At 49.8% G+C, this 25729-nt stretch carries 21 protein-coding genes; 7 read left to right on the top strand and 14 right to left on the bottom strand.

Going from position 1 to position 25729, the window contains the following annotated elements; genetic code table 11:
- Nucleotides 1-2 precede the first annotated feature (2 nt).
- Entirely contained in the window at nt 3-2738 is a 2736-nt protein-coding gene (locus F0L74_RS17830) for an alpha-d-galacturonidase (RefSeq protein ID WP_213087005.1), read from the top strand.
- 37 nt (nt 2739-2775) lie between these two features.
- Nucleotides 2776-3786 carry a GntR family transcriptional regulator gene (locus tag F0L74_RS17825; protein ID WP_188316049.1) on the top strand — a complete coding sequence of 337 codons (1011 nt, stop codon included), beginning with the start codon at nt 2776-2778 and terminating at the stop codon, nt 3784-3786.
- A 4-nt stretch (nt 3787-3790) separates the two neighbouring features.
- Here the strand turns inward: F0L74_RS17825 and F0L74_RS17820 are convergent, their stop codons facing one another.
- On the bottom strand, nt 3791-5077 hold the full coding sequence (locus tag F0L74_RS17820; RefSeq protein WP_149839239.1) for a sensor histidine kinase: 1287 nt from the start codon (nt 5075-5077) through the stop codon (nt 3791-3793).
- A 279-nt stretch (nt 5078-5356) separates the two neighbouring features.
- On the opposite strand from F0L74_RS17820, the gene F0L74_RS17815 reads away from it, so the two are divergent.
- On the top strand, nt 5357-6706 hold the full coding sequence (locus F0L74_RS17815; RefSeq protein ID WP_149839238.1) for a glycoside hydrolase family 140 protein: 1350 nt from the start codon (nt 5357-5359) through the stop codon (nt 6704-6706).
- 73 nt (nt 6707-6779) lie between these two features.
- Here the strand turns inward: F0L74_RS17815 and F0L74_RS17810 are convergent, their stop codons facing one another.
- The 7 genes from F0L74_RS17810 to F0L74_RS17780 form a co-directional block, all read right to left on the bottom strand.
- Entirely contained in the window at nt 6780-8027 is a 1248-nt protein-coding gene (locus tag F0L74_RS17810; RefSeq protein WP_149839237.1) for a glycoside hydrolase family 99 protein, read from the bottom strand.
- Between the two features lie 126 nt (nt 8028-8153).
- Nucleotides 8154-8882: a DUF3823 domain-containing protein gene (locus F0L74_RS17805; protein WP_149839236.1), complete on the bottom strand. Its 729-nt coding sequence runs from the start codon at nt 8880-8882 to the stop codon at nt 8154-8156.
- Nucleotides 8883-8899: 17 nt separating this feature from the next.
- Nucleotides 8900-10744: a RagB/SusD family nutrient uptake outer membrane protein gene (locus F0L74_RS17800; RefSeq protein WP_149839235.1), complete on the bottom strand. Its 1845-nt coding sequence runs from the start codon at nt 10742-10744 to the stop codon at nt 8900-8902.
- A gap of 11 nt (nt 10745-10755) precedes the next feature.
- Entirely contained in the window at nt 10756-14154 is a 3399-nt protein-coding gene (locus F0L74_RS17795) for a TonB-dependent receptor (RefSeq protein WP_246197754.1), read from the bottom strand.
- A gap of 294 nt (nt 14155-14448) precedes the next feature.
- The gene (locus F0L74_RS17790) at nt 14449-15621 is read right to left on the bottom strand and encodes a FecR family protein (protein ID WP_149839233.1); all 1173 of its coding nucleotides are present in this window, start codon (nt 15619-15621) and stop codon (nt 14449-14451) included.
- A 115-nt stretch (nt 15622-15736) separates the two neighbouring features.
- Nucleotides 15737-16342: an RNA polymerase sigma factor gene (locus F0L74_RS17785; RefSeq protein WP_213087004.1), complete on the bottom strand. Its 606-nt coding sequence runs from the start codon at nt 16340-16342 to the stop codon at nt 15737-15739.
- Nucleotides 16343-16458: 116 nt separating this feature from the next.
- Nucleotides 16459-16908: a response regulator gene (locus F0L74_RS17780; RefSeq protein ID WP_149839232.1), complete on the bottom strand. Its 450-nt coding sequence runs from the start codon at nt 16906-16908 to the stop codon at nt 16459-16461.
- A 288-nt stretch (nt 16909-17196) separates the two neighbouring features.
- Here F0L74_RS17780 and F0L74_RS17775 point away from each other — a divergent pair, with 288 nt between their 5' ends.
- Nucleotides 17197-17502: a hypothetical protein gene (locus F0L74_RS17775; RefSeq protein WP_149839231.1), complete on the top strand. Its 306-nt coding sequence runs from the start codon at nt 17197-17199 to the stop codon at nt 17500-17502.
- A 77-nt stretch (nt 17503-17579) separates the two neighbouring features.
- Here F0L74_RS17775 and F0L74_RS17770 read toward each other — a convergent pair whose 3' ends face one another.
- From F0L74_RS17770 to F0L74_RS17755, 4 genes are all read right to left on the bottom strand, one after another.
- Nucleotides 17580-18746 carry an alginate lyase family protein gene (locus F0L74_RS17770; protein ID WP_149839230.1) on the bottom strand — a complete coding sequence of 389 codons (1167 nt, stop codon included), beginning with the start codon at nt 18744-18746 and terminating at the stop codon, nt 17580-17582.
- A 375-nt stretch (nt 18747-19121) separates the two neighbouring features.
- Nucleotides 19122-20189, bottom strand: coding sequence for an NADH:flavin oxidoreductase/NADH oxidase (locus F0L74_RS17765; RefSeq protein WP_149839229.1), 1068 nt, complete (start codon nt 20187-20189; stop codon nt 19122-19124).
- 30 nt (nt 20190-20219) lie between these two features.
- Nucleotides 20220-21443, bottom strand: a complete 1224-nt coding sequence (locus tag F0L74_RS17760; protein ID WP_149839228.1) for an MFS transporter — start codon at nt 21441-21443, stop codon at nt 20220-20222.
- Nucleotides 21444-21619: 176 nt separating this feature from the next.
- Nucleotides 21620-21904, bottom strand: coding sequence for an ArsR/SmtB family transcription factor (locus F0L74_RS17755; protein WP_149839227.1), 285 nt, complete (start codon nt 21902-21904; stop codon nt 21620-21622).
- A 105-nt stretch (nt 21905-22009) separates the two neighbouring features.
- Here F0L74_RS17755 and F0L74_RS17750 point away from each other — a divergent pair, with 105 nt between their 5' ends.
- A complete protein-coding gene (locus tag F0L74_RS17750; protein ID WP_149839226.1) occupies nt 22010-22690 on the top strand; it encodes an aspartyl/asparaginyl beta-hydroxylase domain-containing protein in 681 nt (226 codons plus the stop codon).
- Nucleotides 22690-23679, top strand: coding sequence for a hypothetical protein (locus F0L74_RS17745; RefSeq protein ID WP_149839225.1), 990 nt, complete (start codon nt 22690-22692; stop codon nt 23677-23679). The genes F0L74_RS17750 and F0L74_RS17745 overlap by 1 nt, the downstream gene beginning before the upstream one ends.
- Here F0L74_RS17745 and F0L74_RS17740 read toward each other — a convergent pair.
- Nucleotides 23626-24159, bottom strand: a complete 534-nt coding sequence (locus F0L74_RS17740; protein ID WP_213087003.1) for a hypothetical protein — start codon at nt 24157-24159, stop codon at nt 23626-23628. The genes F0L74_RS17745 and F0L74_RS17740 overlap by 54 nt on opposite strands.
- A 77-nt stretch (nt 24160-24236) precedes the next feature.
- Between F0L74_RS17740 and F0L74_RS17735 the strand changes: the two genes are divergently transcribed.
- Nucleotides 24237-24767, top strand: a complete 531-nt coding sequence (locus F0L74_RS17735) for an adenylyl-sulfate kinase (protein ID WP_149839223.1) — start codon at nt 24237-24239, stop codon at nt 24765-24767.
- Here the strand turns inward: F0L74_RS17735 and F0L74_RS17730 are convergent.
- Entirely contained in the window at nt 24764-25675 is a 912-nt protein-coding gene (locus F0L74_RS17730) for a hypothetical protein (RefSeq protein ID WP_149839222.1), read from the bottom strand. The genes F0L74_RS17735 and F0L74_RS17730 overlap by 4 nt on opposite strands.
- Nucleotides 25676-25729 lie beyond the last annotated feature (54 nt).

Here is a 25729-nt window from a genome sequence, read left to right as displayed (position 1 = left end):
TCATGATGACGAGATTGTTTATGCTGCTGTTAGCAGGCAGCTTTTTTATACAGGAAATATACGCACAGGGCAAACAAACAGTATGGCTGGTAACAGGTACCCATACTGCGCCCAGAGAGCAGTACGGGCTGGCACAATTAAGCAAGGCCCTGCGCACGGCAGGTTATCCCGTACGTACAGTCAACAGCGGCCGTATGCCTACAACCGACAATATTCTATTGGTAGGGATAACAGATGATGCGTTCAATAAAAAAAGCCAACAGTTCTTTCAGCTCCCGGCGATGAAAAGACCGGGTAAAGAAGGTTTTAATATCAACATCAAAGATCACAAGGGTTTGATCGGCGGCAGGGACGCCAGCGGCGTATTGTATGGTTGCCTGGAGCTGGCAGAGCGGGTACGCAGCACTGGTGTTTTGCCCGCTCGGCTATCCTATATGGACCAGCCGGAAATGGTATTACGCGGCACCTGCATAGGCATACAGAAAACTACTTATCTGCCTGGCCGTACAGTATATGAATATCCTTACACGCCGGATCAGTTTCCATGGTTCTATGATAAAACGCTGTGGATACAGTACCTGGACATGCTGGCGGCCAACCGCATGAACTCCCTGTACCTATGGAACGGGCATCCTTTTGCGTCCCTGGTGCGGTTAAAGGACTATCCCTATGCCGTAGAAGTAGACAGCGCTACTTTCCGTAAGAATGAAGATATGTACCGCTTTTTAACGGAAGAAGCGGACAAACGCGGCATATGGGTGATACAGATGTTTTACAACATTATTGTATCCAAACCTTTTGCAGAGAAGAACGGATTGCTGACGCAGGACCGCAAACGCCCGATCCTACCTATTATAGCGGATTACACCCGGAAGTCCATTGCGGCTTTTGTAGCCAAGTATCCCAATGTGGGCTTGCTGGTAACGCTGGGCGAAGCGATGGAAGACGAGCATGATGTAGAATGGTTTACCAAAACCATCATCCCCGGCGTAAAGGATGGTTTAAAGGAATTAGGGACCACTACCCTGCCCCCAATTGTATTGCGCGGGCATGACACCAATCCGCAGGAGGTCATGAAGGCCGCCCTGCCATTGTATCCTAACCTGTACACAGAAAATAAATACAACGGTGAAGCGCTAACCACTTACACACCCCGCGGGCCATGGGCCGCTATGCACCGTGAGCTAAGCAAGGTGACCATTGATATTGACAACGTGCATATACTGGCCAACCTGGAGCCGTTCCGTTACGGCGCCACCCGGTTTATACAAAAAAGCGTACAGGCCATGCACACGGCACATGGCGCTAACGGGCTGCACCTGTACCCGCAGGCCTCCTATTGGGACTGGCCCTATACGGCGGATAATGCCACACCCAGACTGTTGCAGGTAGACCGTGACTGGATCTGGTACCAGGCCTGGGCGCGTTATGCCTGGAACTGTCACCGCGATCGTAATGCGGAAGATATTTACTGGGGCAAGCTACTGGATAAAAAATTCGGCACTGGCACGGGCGGGGATATACTGGCTGCCTACGAACAATCCGGCGAGATAGCGCCTAAACTGCTGCGGCGTTTTGGCATTACTAACGGTAACCGGCAAACGCTTACGTTGGGCATGTTCATGAGCCAACTAATCAATCCCTACAAATGGCGGGTATGGCCAGACCTGTATGACTCTGACGGCCCCGAAGGCGAAATGCTTATTAACTATGCCGCCAAAGAATGGCAGCATCAGCCGCATACGGGCGAAACGCCGGTACGGGTGATAGCGGAAGTAACCCAGCATGGCGCACGGGCTGTGGCAGCCGTTGATCATGCTGCCGCCTCCGTACGGGATAACAAGGAAGAGTTTACGCGCATCAAAAATGACATGCATTGCTACCAGGCGCTGGCACAGTTCTTTAATGCCAAAGTACAGGCTGCGCTATGGGTGCTACGCTACCAATACTCCCACCAGCTGAGCGATCTTGAAAAAGCATTGCCCCTGCTGGAAGAAAGCGTACAGCATTACCAAAAGCTGGCTACCCTTACGGCCAATACTTATCTGTATGCCAACAGTATGCAAACGCAACAAAGAAAAGTGCCTATTGGCGGTGATAACGGTCATAATAAAACCTGGGTGGAACTATTGCCGCATTACCAAAAGGAACTGCAAAACTTCAAACATCATCTGGATTCATTACAGCATGCACCTGCAGGGAATACGACCGCCAGCACTGCAAAACCAGTACTGCGCCCTGCAACTGTTACGCTGGTAAGCCCGGTTACAGCCTCCTATCAACCAGTAGCCGGAGAAGCCGTATTTACCGGCAAAGACCTGCATATACAGGCAATTGATCCCGCGTTAAATAAACTACAGGGTATCCCATTCACCTGGCAGCAACAACAGGAAACCGGCACCACGCTGCAGTTCCGCAGCACGCAACCGGTAAAGGTAGTAGTGGGTTTCTTTGACTCAAAAGATAAACATTACCTGCAGGAGCCTAACCTGGAAACAGACGCCGGCGCAGATGATCACGGACAGGCGGCTATCCGCATCAGCCATGCGGTGCTGCTACCTTCGCTACCTGCGGTGAATGTACATACCTATTATTTTGAAGCAGGCGCGCATACGCTTGTATTAGGCAAAGGCAATTGCCTGGTGCTGGGTTTTATGGATGGCACACAGGATATAACTACCTATGACGGCGGCCTGGGGGCAGATAACGTTAAAAGCCTGGATTGGCTGTTTGAATAATGATGCAAATTTGTTCACTTGTAGTACGCAACCAAATATGAAGTCCTTTATTTCGCTTGATCATAATTCCGGCGCACCCAAATACCAGCAGGTGATGCAATCTGTCATTAATGCCATTGATAATAAACAGCTGAAGATAGGCGATAAGATCCCTTCTGTAAACGAAGTAAGCGACAGTACGGGCATTGCTAAAAAAACCGTGGTACAGGCCTTTGACCAGCTGAAGCAGGCGGGCATTATCTCTGCCGTTAAATATAAAGGCTTTTTTGTAGCCAGCTCTAATACCCATTCCAAACATCATGTGTTTGTATTGTTCAACAGCCTTACGGCCTATAAGGAAGAGATCTACGAGGGCATCAAAAACGGGTTGGGCGGCAAGGGCGTGGTAGATATTTATTTTCATCATAATAATGTAGATGTATTTAATAACCTGGTAGAACAGCATGCCGGTAAATACACAGAGTATATTATCATGCCCATTAATGATAAGGGCATTACAGATGCTATGAGGAAGCTGCCGCAGGATAAGGTATATATACTGGATCTGGGCTACCAGGACTGGGGCCTGCAATACCCTTCTGTTTGCCAGTACTTTGAAGAGGATATTTACCAGGTACTGCAGCAGGGACTGCAACGTATACAACGACAGTATACGCGGCTGGTATTGGTACAGGGCCCTAATTTCTATAACCTGAAACAAATAGAACGCGGTTTTCGCCGGTTCTGTAAGGAGTTTGGGCTGGAGGCCAGCGTGATTGCCAATGCACGCAACAGGCAGCCTGTAAAAGGGGAGCTGTATGTGCTGGTGAATGACCAGGACCTGGTACAGCTGGTTAAAAAGATAAGCACTTTATCGCTGAAGCTGGGCAAGGATATTGGTATTATCTCCTATAATGATATCCCTATCAAAGAGATCGTGGCCAATGGGATCACTACTATCTCCACTGATTTTGGCAGGATGGGCGCCGATGTGATACATATGATCCTTAAAAAGAAGAAAACGCAGTTGAAGAATCCCTGCCGGTTGGTGGAAAGGGCTTCTTTCTGAACGCCTATACGAAGGAGGCCGGCAGGTGGATATAGAATACCGTGCCATGCGCAGGCTCGCTGGATAAGCGGATGGTACCGCCATTCAACTCTACCAATTCCTTTACCACCAGCAGGCCCAGACCGGTGCCGTGCTCGTTCTCCGTTCCGTACCGGGTAAAATGGTGCTCCAGGTCAAACAGCCGGGCCTGCATTGCCGTATCCATGCCTACGCCGGTATCTGCAATACTGATCTCAACTACCCCATTGACAGGCGTTACCGTGGCGGTGATACGGCCATCCCTGGGGGTAAACTTAACGGCATTGGACAGCAGGTTGCGGAGAATGATGGTAAGATGATCCGGATCTGCATAGACAAGCGTATCCCCATTTGCTACTATGTTAAATTGCAGCGCTTTATCCTGCAGCTGCATATCCAGCTGCTGCCGCAGCTGTTGCAGTAAACCACCGGGGCTGTAATACTGCGGGTAGGCGGTAACTCCTTTGAGCTGTGTATAGGACCAGCGCAGGGTATTATCCAGGCTTAACAGTAAATGATCGAGGCTGTTATGCACCCGGCCGGCAAACTCGTTGAATAGTACAGGTGATAAACCTTCGTCTACCTGCAGCAAAGATTTCATAGCGGCCAGCGGTTGCCGCAGATCGTGCGAGAGGATGGACAGTATCTTTTCCTTGGCTTTGTTAAGGTTCTCTAACCGCTGGGCCTTTTCTTCGTTCTGCCGGTTGAGCGCTTCCATTTGCTGGCGGTAGCGCCCCTGTTCATATTTGCTATACAACAGGGCAATGGCCATCAGCACAAAAACGGATGTTGCGCTGATCATATCCCGGGAAAGTGGTAACTGTTCCAGCAGCGGCGGGAAATGCAAGTTATGGATACGGATAAATATAAACAGGAACATATCCACCAGGGTAAGCGCCACCGTTAGCCACCATGCATCCAATAATAGCACCATGATGGCTATATTCAGCAGCAACAGCAATTCTGTATTATTATGATAACCCAGTGAAAGAAAACTACCAAACGCGGCCGTAATGAAGATGGTAATATACCTGGCCGCGCTGAAGCGCTGGTAGTGGTGCAAGAGGTAAATGCCCGCAAGTGTCAGCAACACCACAACATAGCTGGCGGCCAACAGGTAGTGACCGGTAAAGGTATTCAACAGGAACAGTACGACCAATATAACGGTGGCAATGAGACAACCAACATTCAATAACCTTATCTTCTTCTGCTCTTCAAACGGATGCTCCGGCCTGATCCCGATATTAACTACATGACGAATGAATGACTCCATGGAAGGTGCGAAACTATAGCATTTTGACCGTATTTTAAATGCGTTTAGCCGTACTAAACGGGGCCATTATAATCATTTATCCCTAAAAATTTATTTGGTTAACGATTGCTTAACTACCCGCTGGTTTGCGTGCTGTATCTTTAAAAGGAATTTATAAGGACCGAGCAGGGTAATCTTACCAAAGCTTTCATTTTCACTTAATTAAGGATCTCACTGGGCAAAGTGAGATCCTTTGTTTTTTTTTGCGTATTTTATATCCTCACTGATATAAGTTCCACTATGCTGCGACAAGTCCTGACGGCTATACTTTGTTCCTGCACGCTTACGCTTTCCGCACAATTCACCATCAGCGATAACCACCGGTATTTGCTCCGTAATGACCAGCCTTTCTTTTGGCTGGGCGATACTGCCTGGGAGCTGTTTCACCGGCTGAACCGTGAAGAGGCAGACAAATATCTCCAACACCGGGCCTCACAAGGGTTTACGGTTATACAAGCCGTAGCGCTGGCAGAGTTTGACGGGCTGCATACACCCAATGCCTATGGCGACCTGCCACTGCAGCAGGATGATCCCACCCGGCCCAATGAGGCTTATTTCCGGCACGTAGACTATATTATAGACAAAGCTGCCAGCTATGGCCTGGTCATAGGGCTGCTGCCCACCTGGGGCGATAAGGTATGGAAAAGCTCCTGGGGTAAGGGACCGGAGGTGTTTAATGCGGATAACGCTAAAGCCTATGGCAAATGGCTGGGGCAGCGTTATGGCAAGCGGCCCAATATTATCTGGATACTAGGCGGCGACCGCAACCCGCAGAACGAGCAGCATGTTAACATCTGGCGGCAAATGGCCGCGGGCATACTGGAAGGCGCCGGTACACAGCAACCGCTTATCACCTTTCACCCCCAGCCCAATGCGCTGGGCACGGCGCAATGGTTCCGGCAGGATGAGTGGCTAAGCTTCCATATGTTCCAGAACGGGCATTGCCGTAATACGCCGGTGTATGATAAGATACAGGCGGTATATAATCTTACGCCCACCAAGCCGGTGCTGGACGGCGAACCTTTGTACGAGGACCATCCCATCTGTTTTAATGTAAAGGACCTGGGTACATCCAGCGCTTACGATGTACGGCAGTATGCCTACCTGGACCTGTTTGCCGGGGCCTTTGGGCATACCTATGGCTGCCACGATATATGGCAATTCTACTCCCCTGACCGTGAAGCGGTGAATGGCCCGCATGTTTACTGGCAGGCCGCCATGGACCTGCCCGGCGCCAGCCAGATGCAATATGTGCGGAAGCTGATGGAAGCTAACCTGCTTACGGAACGGGTACCGGACCAGTCATTGATACTGGAAAACAACCTGCCCGCAGCCACGCGTATCCAAGCCACCAGGGGTAAAGACTACCTGTATGTATACACGGCAGCCGGACTGCCGTTTACGGTGCAACTAGGTAAGATTAATGGCAGCACGCTGAACGCCGGCTGGTACGATCCGCGGAACGGGCAGTTTACTGTTATTGATAAGGTAGAGAACCAGGGGCAACGGCAGTTTACCCCGCCTAAAAGCGGTTATGGGCAGGATTGGGTGCTGGTGTTGCAGGATGCCAGCAGGGCATTGAAGTTATGAGGGTATTGTATTAGACAAGGGCTGTTTTCTGAATCAGAAAACAGCCCTTGCTTTTTATGCTGACTTATTACAGTTATTTTCTGAATGGCAGCTCTGCGCTATAACCTGCATTGCCATGGAACCAGCGTGCTGCCTCGCCGGCCAGGTATAAATAGTAATCGCTGCCCAGGTCTGTATCTATGCCTACAAAATGGCCTTCGCCATTTAGCGGCAGCCGGTCGGCGGTGTTGCATTTAAAAATGGCGGTGCCTTCATTCACCTCATCAAACATAGCAATGTATAACATGGATGCTTTGGCCTCTCTGGCGCCTGTTACCTGCTGCCAGAAAAAGCGGCCGCGGTTGCGGTCAATACTGCGGGCATTGGGACCGTTCATGTTCTTCCAGGAGAAGCCGGGGAATGCCAGCGGTACATAGTCTATATTGTTGGACTGGCACCAGGCCATATCTTCGCTGATGAGCCGTTTAAACTGGGGATAGCTGCTTTCATCATAACGGCCCACGAACCAGGGCGCAACAATATCGCATTGTTTGATTAAACGGTGTAATTCGCCGTCATTTATAGCATCCTTGCCAAAACTACGCCAATAGGCAGGCACTCCCAGCATGAGGCTAAAACCTCGCTTTTTGATACCATCAATGATGGTAGCGGCTTCCTTAAAACCATACCGCCGGTTATCATTAAAGCCTACGCCCCATACCACTACCAGCGGTTTGCTGTTGTGGTGCAGGTAGGTGGGGCTTTTGGCGCCATGCAACAGGTCATATCTGGCAGACAGCTCGTCCAGGTCTTTGAGTAACAGCTGTTCTTCTCCGGGCTGCATGCCGCTGAGGTCATACATGATGCAGATGGCGCGGTCGTAGATATTGGCGGCGGCCATGGCATTATCCAGCACCCGGTTAAAATGCTGTTTACCGCTAGGGTTCCGGATCTCTGCTACAAAGCGCTGCATAAACACGCCGTCCAGGCCATAATCCTTCATCCATTTAAAGTGCAGGGCTACGGTAGTGGAGTCATATGCGCTGAATACAGCCGCGGGCTTACCGTTGGCGTAGCTGAACGCGGTGGGATATGTTTTGGTATATTCCATTACATCCGGCCAAAAGTCTATTTCGCAGGAGCCGGGCGCAAAATTGCCTCTTCTTTCGTAATGATGCCATCCGCGGTTGCTGCCGTCATCCGGCGTATTGAACCAGCCCTGGTAGCCTGCCATTACCAGTCCTTTGTAGGAGGGATATCTTACAGGCGCGGGCGTTTGTCCGTAGGTATAGGCGCCTGTTATTAAAAGGCAGCATAGTAGTACCGGGATCATTTTTTTCATTCGTGGCAGTTTTATGTTTACTGATTGCTCATACCGACGGTTGGGATCACGTTATATTATGGGGAGGCGCCGGCATGCCGCCTCCGCCATAATAAAAATACGCTTTTCCGCCGTCTCTAAAAAGGATCAGGGCACCTGTATTTCCACTATTTCAGAATAGTTGAATTGTTTGTAGCTATCATTCACCCGCACCCCTACCCTGGCGTAAAAAGTACGGCCATGTATCAGGTCCGGCACTTTTACCACATAGGTGGTTTGCGCAATGGCATCTGACCAGTTACTGTTGATCGAGATGATGTTCTTTTTGGATTGATCTGTAGGCGTGGTGTACTGGCTGATATTAGCGCCGGCGCCTACAAATTTGGTGTTATTTACAAAAGGCTGCAGGTCTATGATAGTGGGCAGGCCTTCTGTTTTTGGCGCTACCAGGTTCAGGCTCATGATGAGCGTATCTCCTGACAGGCGGTGGCTGAAATTGGTGATCTTGAGGTAAGGCATGAGCTCAAAATCATGGGTGGTAAGCCCATTGATATCCAGCTCTACGGGATCTACGGGCCAGAAAGCGCCGGCGGTGGGCGTTACGCGATAGTGGCCGCCGAACAGCTTTGTATCCTCAAAGCTGCCATCCGGTTTAGAGGGAATGTATTGCGGCGTGGGCGTGGCGCTCCAGCTGAGCTCTTCCAGCTTTACCTGTACGCCGTTGGTCTCTGTTACAAAGTTGTTCTTGCTGTTGGTTACATCCAGCAAGCGGCCCTGGAAACCTGCATTGGGCCCCGGCATATTATCTGTTTTGGTACAGGAAGCGAGGGCGATGACACCGCAACCAATCAGCCAGGCTTTTATTATTTTATGCATGAAAAGTGTTTTTAAAATTAGAAGTTCGGGTTGTTGGGGTACAGGTTAGGATTCTTGCCTAACTCGCCTCCCGGCAGCGGCTCATAGTAGTATTTCTTTTCGAAGGTGTAGGAGCGCTGGAAGGGCTCTATCTCCCGGAGGAAAATGTATTTTTTCTCATCGTAGAGATAGTAAGGCATCAGGGCATGGAAGCGGGTATTGTCCAGCACCTGGTCTGCTATCCGCCAGCGGCGCAGATCCCACCAGTATTGTTTTTCAAAAGCCAGTTCTTTACAGCGCTCATTACGTATGGTATCAATCGTGATAGCGGCGGTAGCAGGCGTGGCGCCGGCGCGGTCGCGGATCTGGTTGATGACGGTAACGGCGTCTGTGGTATTGCCCATTTCAAAAGCGGCTTCCGCGCGGTTCAGCAGCACTTCCGCATACCGCATGTCTATCCAGCTTTGGGTGCTCATATACAGGCCGCATTGGGATTGCTCCCGTTTATAATCCACATATTTCCTTACATAAAAGCCGGTACGGGTACGGTCATCATCGTTGGTGCTGATACCGGTGAAACCAATGATACGTTTACCATTATCATCCGGCCAGAGCGCGTTGGTGGTACCGGAAAGGTGGCGGAAGGGGCCATTGGGCGGGTTGAGCCCCAGTTCTGCGGCGGCTGTGCCGGTAAAATGCTCATAGATGCCGCGTTGGGTATCGAATTGCAGTCCCCTCAGACTGGCGCCGGGGAAGTAGACCGTGGCGAGCAGGCGGGGCTCCACGCCCTGCATCAGTTCCGCCGTATTATTAAACCGGCGGGGCGTGCCATCTGTATTTACAACGGGCAGCTGGCCGGCGAAACGTTCTACAAACTCCAGGGTGGGGTATGCGCGGGAAAGGCCATCGGCCGTCATATAACGGCAGGTCATGGTAGCATCCCAGCTATGGGCCGTGTTGCTGGTAAGGGAGTAATCACGTACCAGTATATTCTCCGGGCTATCCTGGTCCAGGAACACGTCTACATAGTTCTGCTCTTTATCGTCCAGCTTTTTTGCATAGAGGCTGTAGTGGCCTTCCAGCAGTTTGGCGGCGTCCCATGCCTGTTTGAAGAAACCGGCCGCTTCAGAAGCGGGTATGCCTACGTATCCCTGATCACGCGCATCGCCGGCTACAAAATTGGCAGCGCCGTATTTGGCAATGGTACCAGCATATAACATAGCCCTTGATTTGAGGGCGGCGGCTACATAACGGTTGGCCCTTGCCCTGACGCTTTTTTCCGGCATGAGCAGGTAAGCGCTATCCAGATCTGAGGCAACGAACTTCCATACATCCAGTTCCTTATCCCGGTGTACCTGCAACTCTTCCAGGGTTTGGCCGGGATAGTTCTGCACGTTTCTGATAATAGGGATACCGCCATATCTTTTAACAAGGGCAAAATAGAAATAGGCCCTGCAAAAGTGGGCTTCTCCCAGCCACTGGTCTATTTTCTCTTTCGGGAAATTGGCCGCATTCTTTGGCAGGTTTTCCAGCAGGTAGTTTACGGTGCGGATATCAGCATAAGGCCAGTAACCAAAACCGCCGGCGCCATCATAGGTGCTGCCGTAAGGGCCTACAAGCTCTCCGCACAGCGCGCCGGGATGGTAGAATTGCTCCCATCCCCGGTTAAAACCGTTGCCGCCGTTGCCGCCTTCGTTACGATAATAAAAGTCTTCTATGGGCAGGGCTTTATAGATGGTAGCCATGTAGGCGGTAACGCCATTCTCATTGGCAAATACGTCCTTATCCTGGATAAGGTTAAGGGGCGCAATATCGAGTTTATGACAAGACGCCAGCAGCAGGCCTGCAAAAGCTATTGTTATTATATATTTCAGTTGTTTCATGAGCTCGTGGTTTAAAAAGTAATACTGGCGCCAATACTGAAGGTCCTGTTCATGGGGTATTTATACCCTCCCTGGGAATAGTTCCAGTCTGCTCCATCCGCTACCGTGCCGGGATGCTCCGGATCGCTGTTCTTTAACCCGGTGATAGTGGCCAGGTTGTAGCTGTTTACATACACGCGGAAGTTATAGATACCCGCCCTGCGTAACAGCGCTTTAGGGAGCGTATACCCTATTTCCAGCGTTTTTACGCGCATATAGGAAGCATTCTGTGCCGCACGGGTACCTTCTGCAGTAGGCGAGCCCATAGCGGGATAATAACCGGGTACCCAAACGGTGTTAGGATCAAAAACATCTGCATTGGGATCTGCGGTATGCCATCTGTCCAGGAACTGGGTCAGGGAGCTGCGGCCGTACATGAGCGGTTCCGCCATTTGCTCCGCGTATTGTACATAGAACTGGGTGGCGCCCTGCAGCAGTATGTTCAGGTCTATACCCCTCCAGGATGCACCGATGCTCATGCCGTAGTTGACCATGGGTATATCGCGGGTGGCGATGGGGGATTCATCCTTACGGTCAATCACGCCGTCGTTATTCCAGTCTATGTAGTAATAGTCGCCGGGTACTACGCCCTGGTTACCGCCGCCGGCGTTTACATCATGCCCATAGATCTGGTCATAGGAGGTGTATTGTCCACCGTAATCCTTTCCCCACCAGATATTGGTATAACGGTCTTCCTGGGAGTTACGCCAGTTCTCATAGGAATTGCCTGCGCGGGTTTGTTCTACATGCCGCATTTTTGTACGGGAGGAGGAGATGTTGGCGCTGATGTTATAACTGAGCTCTCCGATCTTATTACGGTGCGTGATCAAAAACTCTACGCCCCTGGTCTGATCGCTGTTCAGGTTCTCATCCGGCAGATTGGTGCCAACGGTGCCTGGCAGCGTGGTGGTACGTTTGGCCGGCAGACCGTCACGGTTCCTGATAAAGTAGTCCACAGAGCCGCCTATCAGGCCTCTCCACAGGTCTACATCCAGACCAAGGTTCAGGGTTTTGGCGGTAAGCCAGGTAAGATCCGGGTTCACCACGCCTTTGGAAGCCAGGCCATTGGCGAAACTACTGCCGAAAATGTAGCCGCCTACCGGGTAGTTATAGCCGGCAAAAGACTGGAAGGCGGTAGCGGCATCATCCCCTGTTTTACCATAGGAACCACGCAGCTTCAGGTTATTGAGGATGTTGGGGGAAACAATGTTTTGGATGAAAGGCTCTTCGCTCAGGCGCCAGCCAAGGGAAACGGCCGGGAAAAAGCCCCATTGCTTGGGCGCTACGAATTTGCTGGAACCATCATACCGGAAGCTGAAGTCCATGATGTATTTAGCTTTGTAATCATAGCCTACCCGGCCTACGACTGCTTTGGTCACGATCTGGTTAAGGCCGTTCTGGTCCATACTGCCTACCTGGTTACTCACATCCCCCGCAAAAAGATAGGGGAGGCCCAGAGAGTACTCCCTTTGTGCGTAAAAATTGTCGTTATTGGTATTGCTCTCTTCGTACAGCACCAGGGCAGTTACATTGTGTGTTTGATTGAACCGCCGGCTATAGTTCAACGACAGCTGGAACAGGGTAGCCGTGTTGTTCCAATAACTGCGGTTAACGGTGGAGGGCGTGCTTACGAGCGTGGTCTTATAGACCTGATTTTCCGGATCGTACTCGTAAAGGTTGTATGATTTTTTTATCTGTGTGTTATCCGCAATGTTAAAGCCATAGTTGTACATGCCTTTAGCGGTTAAACCTTTAATGCCGGGAATATCGTACTCCAGGCCCAGCTGGCCCTGGAAGTTCTTGTTCTTATAGATTTGCGTGCCTACATAATCCGCATCCGTGATCACTACCGGGTTGGCGTTATCCGGTTCCAGGTGCGGGTACGCGGGGTTATTGTTTGCATAGATCTGATCTGTAGGCAACTGGTTCCAGGTATATTTGAACATTTCCCAAACGCCCCTGCCGCCGGGCTGGTTCTTAGTGTCTATATAACCGGAGGTGAGGATCTGCGCGCGGAGCCGGTCCGTGATCTTTGCATTGATGTTAGAGCGGAAATTAAAACGGTCATAGTTCATATCGCCGCTTTTGAACATCCCATCCTGCTTAAAGTATCCCAGGTTGAAGAAGTAGTTCACTTTTTCGCCGCCGCCGTTCACGCTTAGGGTATGTTGTATTTCCGGGGCAAAGTCCTTCATGGTAGCGCCCACCCAATCAGAAGACTGCAAAGTCCCGTTCTTGTAGAGGTCCATATCCGTTTGTGAAAAAGCGGGCGGCATCTGGGTAAGGAAGTTGTTACCGAACCCCCTTTTCTGCTGCTCGTTCTTAAGCATCATATAATCCAGCGCATTTACGCTTTTGGGAGTATTCAGGAACTGCTGCCAGCTTTGGTTTACGGAGTAGGTGATATCAAACTTACCGCTCTGGCTTCTGCCGCCTTTTTTGGTGGTGACCAGGATCACGCCGTTGGCGGCGCGCACGCCGTAGATGGCCGCGGTAGCATCCTTCAACACAGAAATGTTATCGATCTCATTAGGGTCCATGCGGGACAGGTCGCCAGCGCCACGGGGCACACCGTCTATCACTACCAGGGGATTACCCATACCGCGGATGTCAAAAACATTGTCATAGGCGCCGGGCTCGCTGCTCTTTTGCAGGATGCGCATACCGGGCACTTTGCCGGTGAGCATGTTTACTACGTTCTCATTTTTGGTGGTAGTGATCTCCTCTCCTTTCAACGTGGAGATGGCCCCTGTAACACGGGCCTTGGCCTGGGTTTGGCCGTAACCCACCACTACCACATCCGTCAAGCTGCTGACCACCGGCGTAAGGCGGACGGAGAAGGAGGTGCGCTCACCGACCATTAGTTCCTGTGTGGTATAACCCAGATAGGTGAACAGCAGCACCGCGTCTTTATCCGGCACATTCAGGGTAAACTGGCCGTTGGCATCCGTCATAGTACCAGTTTGCGTGCCTTTTACGTGGATATTCACCCTTTCCAGCGGCGCGCCCAGGCTGTCTGTTACGCGGCCGGTGATAGTGATGGGAGGCGCCGGCGCCGGTGGTTTGGCGGCGGGCGCACGTTCTTTTATAACTACCGTTTTGTTGATGATATCATAAGCCAGCGGCTGATCTTTGAGGCATAGCCGTAGTACGTCTTCCAGCTGAGCGTTATTCACCTGTATACTTACGGGCGTAGCGGCGGCCATCAGGCGATCATTATAAAGAAAGTTGTACCCGCTTTGCTTGCGGAGATCCTTAAAGATCTTCTCCAAAGGTACATTGCTGGCTGAAAGCGAGATCTTCTGCTGGGAGAAGCCTGTTGCACTGGCCTGCAGGAATACGGCAATGGTCAGTAACATCGTCAGTTTCATAACAAGGATAATTTTGGATAGGCATGGGACAGGCAGGCGCCTGCCCTTGCGAAGTGCGGACAATTGCATACATTCGTATCGTTTAAGTTTTGAATTAATAATTCCCCTCAGGAATTGTAATGAGAGACTGAAGCTGCCAGGAACACTAGCCCTGTTCCTGGCTTTTTTATAGTGGAATTTATGTTTTCATGATCCTTGTGGTGGAATTTTATTGGTTGTAAAATGTTGCCCTTTCCCCCTAATGCTAATTCATCTCTAACGTGGCTGTTGTTGGTCCCATAACGCTGCTGCTGGTCATTTCATAACGGTTGCTTTTTTATTCTCTATTTTAAAACGTACATCCCCTGCGAGCTCCAGCATCCTGAACACTTCCGATACATTCACATTCTTGCGGATATTGCCGCTCAGGTAGGCGTTCAGCGAATCCTGGTAGCCGACCTCTACATCGTACCAGCGGGATACCTGGCGCATGATCTCATAGATGCTGGTATGATCAAAGAAAAACTCGCCGTTCTTCCAGGCAATGGCCTGGTCTATATCTGCCGCCTGTACCTTTAAACCGGCAGTGCTGCGCTTGTCCAATACCGCCTGTTGACCGGGCTTTAACAGGGCTTCTTTTCTGCCGTCTGATACGCCTACTGCCCCTTCTATAAGGGTGGTCTTAATGGCATTTTCATCATGATAGGCCATGATATTGAAGCGGGTGCCCAGGTCTGCCACCTCCATCCCTTCTACATGCACTTTGAAGGGCATAGCAGCATTGTGCACCACTTCAAAATAGGCTTCGCCGGTGAGCGTTACCGCCCGCTCCCGGCCAGTGAAGGCCACCGGGAATGTGAGGGAGGAAGCAGCATTCAGCCATACTTTAGTGCCGTCCGGCAGGGTTAGCTGGAACTGTCCGCCGCGGGGCGTGGTGAGGGTATTATAACTGACATCTGCATTGCTGCCGGCGGCATTGTATTGCAACGTACCACCCTGCTGGTGTACCGCCGTGCTGCCTTGCTGCATGAGCCGGTTGCCAGCGCTATCCAGCGTAACAGTAGACCCATCTGCCAGGGTAAGCACTGCTTTGTTACCGCCCGGTTGCGCGTCCTGTACCGCCGGCCTGGATGCCTGGTCCATAGCAATGGCCGGCTTTACCTGCTGTTGCTGGTACCAATAAAAGCCCCCAACTCCTGCCAGCAGGATGACGGCAGCAGCTGCCGCATATTTCCACCAGGCAGTTATACGCCGTGTCGGCGTGGCCGGCCTGGTTTTTACAATGCGGTTAAACAGGTGGTCCCAATCTACCTCCTGTACACCCGGACCGGGCCCGGTAGCGTTGAACTCGTCCTCCAGCAGGCCGGACAGCTCCTCATCCTTTGCGGACGCGATGGCTGCATACAACTCTTCCATCTCTTCCCTGGTGCAACGCCCCTCTATATACTGACGCATTAAATACCGCATCCGGTCTGGTGGTAACTGCATGAATGATAATTAAAGGTTAGGGGAACGGCCTACAGGACCGCCCTATTAGATGACGAATGTGACCATGCGGAATAACCGTCCACCGGAAAAAAAATTTAACTACACAGGAAAATGATCAGAACAGGCGGTTGCGGCTGCCCAGCCAGAGAAAGAAGGCTACTATGGCCGTATGCTGTTCCAGGAAGGATTTTACGTGTTTGAGGGATTCTACCAGGATATTATTGACCCGGCTTTTGGAGAGGCCCAGGCGCTGGGAGATCTCCAGATGGCTAAGGCCTTCCATACGGCTTAACTGGAAGACCCGCTGTTTCTGTTCCGGCAGGCGGCGTAAGGCCTGGTCTATGAGCTGGTAATATTCCCGGGAGCGCAGCTCGTTCTCGAGGGTGTTGTCTGCCGCGGTAGAGATATTAGCCCATACCTGGTCCAGCAGGCGTTGATCCCGGGCAGCCTTGCGTATATTATCCAGCGCTTTATTGCGGGCTATTACATAAATGTAGTGGCCAGGTTTTTCAATACCGGGCAACATTTCGCGGTGGGTCCAGATCTTTATGAAGGTATCCTGTACAATTTCTTCTGCATCCGCTTTTGATTTGGTGAGCTTTTCCACAAAGGTGAAGAGCTGGGGGGTGTAGTGATCAAAAAACATGCGGAACGCAGACTCGTTACCCTGCGCTATCTGGCGTAGCAGTTCCTGTTCATTATGTAAAGGGTCTACATACAAGATCGTTGGTCAATTTGAGCATAAATTTAGAAAAATTGATCAAACGTCCAAATTGTCCCGTCTTGTGCATCGGCGCCAGGGCATATACTTGTTTTGGAAGGTGAAACCGGTATCAGTTATCCATTGATCACGAACTGAGACATAGGCGGATAATACATCATCCGCTTCCAGTCTATGGCAAAGATGCGCTCCAGGATATCTTTCAGATCGCTTACAGAAGATGGTTTCCGGGCGTATAGATTGGTGCCTTCACGGTAGCAGAATTCAATACTTTGCAGATCGTTGAGGGAAGAATATACAATAATAGGTAAGGTATCAAATTGCTTATTTGCCCGGATCTCCCTGATGCACTGGCGGCCATCCTTACAGGGCATCAACAGGTCGAGGAACAACAGATCGGGGTGTTTCTCGTCCAGTAAACGCATGAGGATATCGCCATTCTCGGCCCTTGTTAATACCACTTTCACGGACGACAGTTCGTCAATTGCCAAAGAAAAAACCAGGTAATCGTCGTCGTCGTCTTCCGCTAATAAAACATGGGTCAGCTCTTGATTAACAGTAGTCATAAAGTGTTATCTTTTCCGGGAAGACCGTTTATCCTCCCTTAAAATGCAAATAAAAGATTATCGAATAACAATTAAAAAAGATTTATTCTTCTAATTTCGTCCTATCAGCGATAAACAATCTGTTACAGGTCAATGCTCATTACAGAAGGAACAATCCCTAAATGTAATATTTATAATTTACTTATGTATAAATTGGCTTATAACTGTATCATACTATGTTAACAAGCCCGCTAAAATTAGGCCAAAAGATAGCTGTTAACTGGCCCGGATACTGCAATAACCAGTTATATGTTACGTGTTAAGAATATTATCCTACTTGGTAACAGCCGGCAGGAACTGCTGGAAATGCAGCATCAACTCCACAATTTGGGGGGCGGCGTACATGCCGTTATTGCGGATCTACAGGTTATAACGGAGCTACTGCATACGCAACGGGCGGATCTGATCATCCTTTATGTGGCAACCGGCGAAGGCATTTATAGCCAGTATGTGCATGCCATCCGGCGTAACCGGCTGGCGGATGAGGTGCCGCTGGTGGTTTGCCGCGAGCCGTTGGAAACGGAGGCGCTGGAGGGGTTACTACGGATAAAATAAACGGAGCGATATAAAAGGAGAGGCTGTATCAATAAAAATGATACAGCCTCTTTCTTTGTAGCAATGCCTTAGCGTGTTTAAAGACCGGGCACGTTATAATGCGTGTAGGTGGTGAAGCCCAGGAAGGTATTATCGCTGGTTACGCCCAGCGGGTCCTGTAAGCCCCTGAGGTATTGCAGGTTGGCGCTCTGATAGTAGTTGCAGGCTACTTCTACACCCGGGAATACGGTGCTGGAAGTGCTGCAATAGTTACAACCGGTGCTACGGTTGTAGGCGGCCCGCATAAAATCGTATCCTGCCTTGATCCTGCTGGAGTTAGCTGTCCACAGGGAGTTATCGCCCTGTAACCTGGCCAGTTCCGCGGCATAAGCAAAAGCGGTAAGCGAATACTGGTAATGCACACAATCCTGACGGTCGCACAATTCAGGAATACTGCCATCTGCCTTAACGATAATGGGCAGGAAGGTAGTGATCATGTTATAACCGTTCTGGTAAACGGTAGCGCTGTTCAGGAAAATACCGATGGCCATCTTGGCATATCCGGCAGATGCGTTCCAGTTGTTGTTGTAGGTAGGTATGTTGTTGATATAGTTATTCTTTACCGTGTTCAGGAATGTGTTGAACTGGGCAATATCTGCATCTGACCAACCGGAAGACTTGCCAAATGGCTTGTAATAGCGGATGATCTCTGCCGCAGCCACAAAGCTGGGCGTGGTCCATGAAGCTTCCAGCGCAGGCTGGTTAGCATTGGTAGCAGCATCGAGCAGGGCATACTTCTGGAAATGGTAAGACCAGCCGTTCAATACAGCAATGGCTTTCTGCGCCCAACTGTCTGTACCGGTTTTAGCCCAACGCAATGCCAGGGCATATACCAGCTCCGCATTGCTGCGGATCTGCGCTTTGGAAGGAGAGCTGGCGCCGTTGGAACCTACTACCACGGTAGCAGGAAATGAAGTGGGCACCGGATGACTGTCTACAAAGTCAATCACTTTCTGGTAAGCCGCGCTGCGGGTAGGATCATTGGCATTTGCCTGACCGCCAATATAATCCAGGCTGGCTTGTGTGTTTAATACAGCCGGATGTACAAAGGCGGTGATGGCCGGCGCTGCAGCCATTACCTCGTTAGCAGCCATTTTTTCCAGTGAGTTGTTCTCAGTGCCAAGATCCTGCTTTTTACACATAAGCAGTAAGGTGGATGAGGCCACAAGGCCAAGACAGATTAAACGTACGCTCGTTGTTTTCATTGATGAGGGATTTTGTGGTGATAGCGGATAGGTGTTGGTGATAATACAAGGCATTGCTACAATACAGGTTTTTCATGTAGATGAACTAACGTACGAGTGACACTAAATATTACATATCTACTTTATTTTATCTGATTGCCTATTACCGGATATACGGATGATGGCGTTTACCAGCTGATACTATATTAACCAACTAGTACGCACGAGTGGAACAGCCATGTAAGTACTATGCAATGTGGGTTTTATGTAGACTTGATGTGGACTTGATCTGGGCTTATTACGGGTTAAAATAGTATTATTCACTTTGTATGCATATAAAAAGGCGTACCTGTTTTTATGGTACGCCTCACTATTTATATAGCCAGATGGTTTATGTTAGCGCAATTTTGCCCGCTCGTATTGCGATGGCCATTTTATTTCCCGTCCTAATTCAGCGGCTGCACGTAAAGGAAAGTAAGGATCGCGTAGTAGCTGCCGGGCCATTATTACTACATCTGCCTGTCCGTCCTCTATTACTGCATTTGCTTGCTGTGCATCTGTGATCAGGCCAACCGCGCCAGTGAGCACACCGGCAGTACGTACTGCTGCTGCATACTCCACCTGGTAGCCAGGTGTAACAGGGATCTTTGCAGTTGAGACATTACCTCCGCTGGAACAGTCTACCAGGTCTACTCCCCTACCCTTTAATATTTTTGCGAGTGAGATGGAGTCTTCTTTGTTCCAGCCGCCGTCTACCCATTCGGTAGCGGATATACGTACAAATAATAACAACTCTGCCGGCCAAACGGTTTTCACTTCATCTATCACTTCCAGCAGCAGGCGGATGCGGTTCTCAAAAGAACCGCCATACTGGTCTGTACGTTCGTTGCTAAGGGGCGAAAGGAACTCATTCAACAGGTAGCCATGCGCTGCGTGTATTTCTACTAATTTAAACCCGGCTGTTTTTGCACGGATCGCCGCGGCCTTAAAATCACTCTTCACTTTTTCTATACCTACCAGGTCCAGTGTGGCTGGCGCCCACTCACCAGCTGCAAAAGGAATAGCAGAGGGAGCTATTGTTTGCCAGCCATTTTCCTGGGTGGGTAATATTTGCTTACCGCCTTTCCAGGGCTGCAGGCGGCTGCCTTTGCGACCAGCGTGCGCCAGTTGTATGCCTGCTACGGCGCCCTGTGCATGGATAAATTCCGTTATTTCCTTTAGTCTGGTAATATGTTCATCTTTCCAGATGCCCAGGTCAAAAGGACTGATCCTGCCTTCCGGCGATACTGCTGTTGCCTCTGTTATAATCAATGCCGCGCCACCCACTGCCCGGCTGCCTAAATGCACCAGGTGCCAATTGCTGGCAAAACCATCTTCCGCAGAATACTGGCACATAGGAGATACTACGATCCTGTTCTTAAGCTCAATGCCTTTTATCTGTAAAGGCGTGAATAAATCTGGCATATTATCCAATTTTTTAGTGCTTGTCTACGATCAGGCTGCAGCCTTTACTACGCTCTCTTCCTTTACAATGTGGACGGATGCTTTCCTGAACCAGGCAAACATCCATACACTCATCAACACCAGCACAAGGTATGCCATCCCTAACAGTACCTGGCTCTTTACTGCCAGTATACTTACCGTTCCATAGCTGAAGAAAGAAGTGATCACATACAGGCCACCACCTGTTAACCCGCTTACAATGCCTGCATTGCGTGAAAAGCGGCCCAGGCTGTAGGAGAACATGTTATTAAAAATAAAGCCAGCTATCAGGTGCAGCAGAATGACAAAACCCATCATCACATAAAGACCCAGGTACACAGTGGAACAGGCGATCATGATCAGCGCTACCGCCAGCTGCAAACCAATGGCGACGGTGATCTTTTTGATCAGCGGTTTAGCGATGATAGCTTTGGAGATGATACCGCCCGTCATTAGCGCTACGCCGGACATTAACGCGCTGTAACCGGTAATCACCGGCGAGGCGTGATATACATGTTCAATGATAAAGGGGCTGGCCATACCAAATACCATCAACATGCCATAGTTAAGCCCAATGATCATAAGTGAGAGGCTGTAATCCTTTGTTTTGAGCATGGAACCATACACGTTCACAATGGCCTTTACTTCAAAGGCATGCAACTGTTTAATGGACTCACCGCCGTATATGAGCGTTAGCAGCAATATAAGTAACGTAAACCCGCCCATGAACCAGAAGTTGGATTCCCATCCAAAGGAGGCCTGCAGATAACCGCCTATAAATGGCGCCACGATGGGCGCAGTAGCCCAGATGATGGAGAAAAGACTGGTATAATGTTTCAGCTTTTCGCCGGAGAAAGTATCCATAAAATAGGCACGCTTGGCCACCACTATCAGCGCCACTGTTACGCCCTGTATAATGCGCATGCCGTATAACACATATATATCCGGGTAGAGCGCCGTTACGAAGTTAGACAACGCAAAGGCCAGCAACGCCAGGTTACTGAGGCGGTAACGGCCAAAACTATCCAGCAGGCTGCCTACAAATAACTGGCTGATGCCCGCGCTGACCATAAATACCAGTAATGACAGTTGTATGGCGGCATTGTTTACATGCAAGCTGGTAGCCATGGCCGGCAGCGAGGGCAGGTAAACGTCTGTAGCAAAACCCGATAAAGGGATCAGTGCAAATGACAGCACTGTGGCAATGTTGTGATGTTCGGCTTTGATCGTTTTCATGGTAACACTTTATAGTGAAGCACAATCCATCCAATAGTCTGATCTGTCAGGGAACGGTCATCCCTGATCACATAAATTTCCGTTTGCGCTATAAAGGTTGGTGGATCGAGCGGCAAAGATACGGAGAACTTATCTATTAATCCAAATGTATCGATCAATCAAGATAAGCAGAGGGGTTAATCGTAGGCCTGGATGAATTTGGCGAAGCCGGCAAATACGTCTTTATTGAGCATATACCGCGTTTTGCGACCGTCGCGTTCGGCAATCAACAATTCGGCGTCTGTAAGCTGTTTCAGGTGATGGGAAACCGTGGATTGGGAAAGCCGGAGCATGTCTACAATGTCTCCGCATTGCATCCAGTCCTGTTCTTTCCGGATGGCTTCAATGATCTTAAGCCGGTAGCAATCCCCTAATGCTTTGGAGATTTTCTCTATTTTTTTGAAATCCAGTAAAGCATTCATGGGGCGAATTTATCGATAATTTTCGATAAGAGGCAATATTGGGTAAGGATAGTTTTAGCCAGGGTTCCTGAAAGATCATTATCTTGGGCTACCATTAAAGCTGTTATGAATTACATCAGATTTTCCCAAACCTACAACGTTACTACGCTTACTGCTGAACTGGAGGCCATACTACAGGAAGAATGGCCCTTACACTTCAATACAAAGGATTTTAATGGCGACTGGCGTAGCATATCCCTCCGCTCTGCCAGCGGAGAAAGTGATGATATCTATGCGCATGCAAACGGTACTTATATAGATACGCCTGTGCTGGCGCGGATGCCATATGTACAGGAAATACTGAATGCCTGGGAATGCGAGAAGGAAACCGTACGTCTTTTGTCGCTGGCGCCCGGCAGTGTTATAAAACCGCATAAGGACCCTGGTTGCGCTTATCATGACGGCCAATTCAGGATACACATTCCTATTGTTACCAACCCCGAGGTGTATTTCACCATTGAGGATGAAAAATTGCAGCTGAAAGCCGGCGAATGCTGGTATATGAATTTCAGCGCTACGCACAGCATCGTTAACCAGGGCAGCACCGCCAGGATACACCTGGTAATAGACGGCCTCCGGAACGACTGGACTGATCAATTGTTCAGCGCCTATGGTTACGATCTTACGATATCTACCGCAGCTGCTACATACGATGCCGAGACGAAGGCCCATATGATAGCGGAACTGGAAAAAATGGGCACCTCTACCGCCCGGGATTTAATCGCCCGGCTAAAAGCAGATAAATAATGCAAGCTACCCCTATACATAACTGGATACCTTATCAGCTCAGCTACTCCCTACAGGATGAATGGATGGTGAAATGGCTGGACCTGGGAAATGAACGCATGATACAACCGTTCTTTGATGACACCATACAGCTATGCCGGTCCAAACAACGGCAACGTTCACGGTTAGAGAGCCTGAGCACCGCCGCCTTTTTGGAAGACGCCTGCAAAGACCTTCCGGCACTGGCGCCTGCGGCGTTTATCTTCCATGTGTCCCGCTGCGGCTCTACCCTGCTTTCACAAGCATTTTCCACCCCGGAAGAACATATTGTAATAGCGGAAGCTCCCTTACTGGATGAGATATTGCGGGTGGCGGAACAACAGCCAGACATTCCGGCTACTACGCGGGAAAACTGGTTCAGGCAGGCGCTGCAACTAATGGGGCAACTGCGTAACGGTAAAGAAACCACCTATATCATTAAACTGGATAGCTGGCATATTCATTTTTATGATGTATTACGTAGCTGGTTTCCGCAAACGCCGTTTTTCTTCCTATACCGCAGGCCGGATGAGGTAATTGCTTCTCACGATAAACAACGGGGCATCCATTCAGTGCCGGGTATGGTAAATCCTGTATTGCTTAAAACAAATGAGCCTGCGTTTTATGGAAGCGATTTTAATGGCTATACGGCGCAGGTGCTGGAGCAGTATTATTTGGCGCTGCAAGACATACATGGCCAACAGCATGCCTGTAACCGCTTTTTTGATTATGCGGATGGCGTGCGGGAGATGGCAGCGGCTTTCAGCGCATTTACCGGTATTGCTATAAAGGATATGGAACAGCTGCATACCCGGCTGGGCTATCACAGTAAATCAGCGCAAATGACATTTGCGCCGGAGGATCATAGCAATAGACAACGGTTCTTCTTTGCGGGTTGCCAGGATGCGTACGCACAATTAAGCACCCTCCTCCTGCAGACACAGCCAATTGACCATATGCGGGAAGGGTAACACCTGTAAGCTTGCCGCCTGTTTTTCATCATAGGCCATTCCATGAAACTGGAGCATGGGCAGGCCTATGTATTGGCCGGCCTCAAAACTTTCGATCAGTTGCTGATGTCCGCCTTTATAGCCATCTTCATGAAAAACCACGGCGGGAGGTACCTGCAGGTGCAGGCAGGCAGCATAGCTCCATGCTAAGGTCATTAACTCCCCGCCCCTGTGCAGATCAGTATCCGGCAAGTCGCCATCCATTGTACGCCTGATATGATAAGGCATGGTAGCCAGGTGCCCTGCTTCATGTAATATATCACCGGGGTGTAATAAGCGGTTGCGGTCGATGGTCAGTCCGCCCATATCTATCCTTACCCCGGGCAGAAAAGCAACCGGGACTTCTCCCTGGTCTGCAACCGGTATTCCGATCTCCCTGACAAAGTTGATGAAAAGGTCCGTCAGCTTTTCTTTTTCCTGTATGTTTAGTGTAGATTGCAATGTTAACGGCATTGTGGTTTTCACGCTAAATATAGTCAGAACAATCCGTTCTTATACCTGAATTTTTCGAACTTATAATGGGCCATATTGTACAATTCACCGGCTTATCCGGAGTGGGTAAAACCACGTTATCAAATGCATTACTCAAGTGGGGCCAGGAACGTCATTTAAAGGTGATGGTAATAGACGGGGATGTTTATCGTCAAACACTTTGTAAAGACCTGGGGTTTAGCAGGGCAGACCGTTTGGAGAACATCAATCGCCTGGGCGCTTATGCCTGGTCTGTTGCTACGGACTATGACCTGGTGTGCATAGCTGCCATCAATCCCTTTGAGGAAGGCAGGACCGGCCTGCGGCAGCAATACGGCGCTATACTGGTATGGCTGCGTTGTAAGCTGGAAACGCTCATCAGCAGAGACCCCAAAGGGCTTTACCGGAAAGCGCTGCTGCCGGACACCCATCCGGATAAGCTGCATAACTTAACCGGCCTCAATGATACTTTTGAAGAGCCGGCGCGTGCGGACCTGGTATTGGATACAGACAAACTAAACCCCGAGCAGGTATTGGAGGCGATGGTAGCTTTTTTGAAAGAGCGGCAGTTTATTTAGGGTGCTGTAAAGAGTTTGTTACACCAAATCAATAATTCTTTTTGGTCCAGTATGCTCCAGGAGTGGGGATGGCCTTCTGCCTGTATGCCTTTATTGCTTGTGATAATTAGCTCTGCCTTCGTATTTCCGTTCAGCTGTAGCTGATTGATCAAGGCCGCGTTATCTATCGCATTCAGATCATAAAAGTCTTTGTGCCGGTTAGTGATCCACCAGTTTATATCCGGCTCTGTATACAGGCGCACGGCCAGGCGATTAAGCAGGTAGGCATTTCCCCCTTGTTTGGCCGAATAGCTGAAAGGGCCGGCCTGCTGATAGGCTGTGAGCCTGGTCCGCGGTGTGCCTTTCATCTGCTCGTTTAAAAGCCTGAGCAGCGTCTTTCCTTCTTCTGCTGCATCTTTGCTGAAATTCCGCTCTACTGCTTTGTTAGACTCATTCCAAAGGCGCTCATAGTCCAGGGGAGGATCTACTGCAAATACGCCCACTGGTTTAATACCAGCTTTTGACCTGCCGGCATAACAGTACTCCGCATACCGTACGGCTCCTGTGCCCGCGGCAGACATTCCTCCAATAACCACTTTACCAGTAGAGATCTTGTATGCGGTCAACACTTCTGCTATCATATCATCTATTGTGTCCAGAACAGCGTTACTGGTAAGGTTATCCAGGCTGTTAACGGCAGGTACTACCGTAAGGATCATGATCCCCTGTTGCCAGGCATCCATTTTAGCACTGTCAGAAAGGCCCCTGTCGTTTAATACCAGCAGGCCTGTTATAGCCTCCCTGGGTGGGCGGATGACATAGAAATTATGGGTACTGTCGCGGCTATCCCGGTAAATGGTTTTCTTTTGCTGTCCCCTAGCAGTGAAAGCAAATAAACATAAATAAAGAATGGGTATATACCGCGTCATTATTACAATATTTTTCTATTTTACGTTTCCCTAATGTACTGTAAAACTTTTCCA

The sequence above is a fragment of the Chitinophaga agrisoli genome (assembly GCF_008386695.1).
Lineage (GTDB): Bacteria > Bacteroidota > Bacteroidia > Chitinophagales > Chitinophagaceae > Chitinophaga > Chitinophaga agrisoli.
This window is presented reverse-complemented; position numbering and strand designations above follow the sequence as displayed.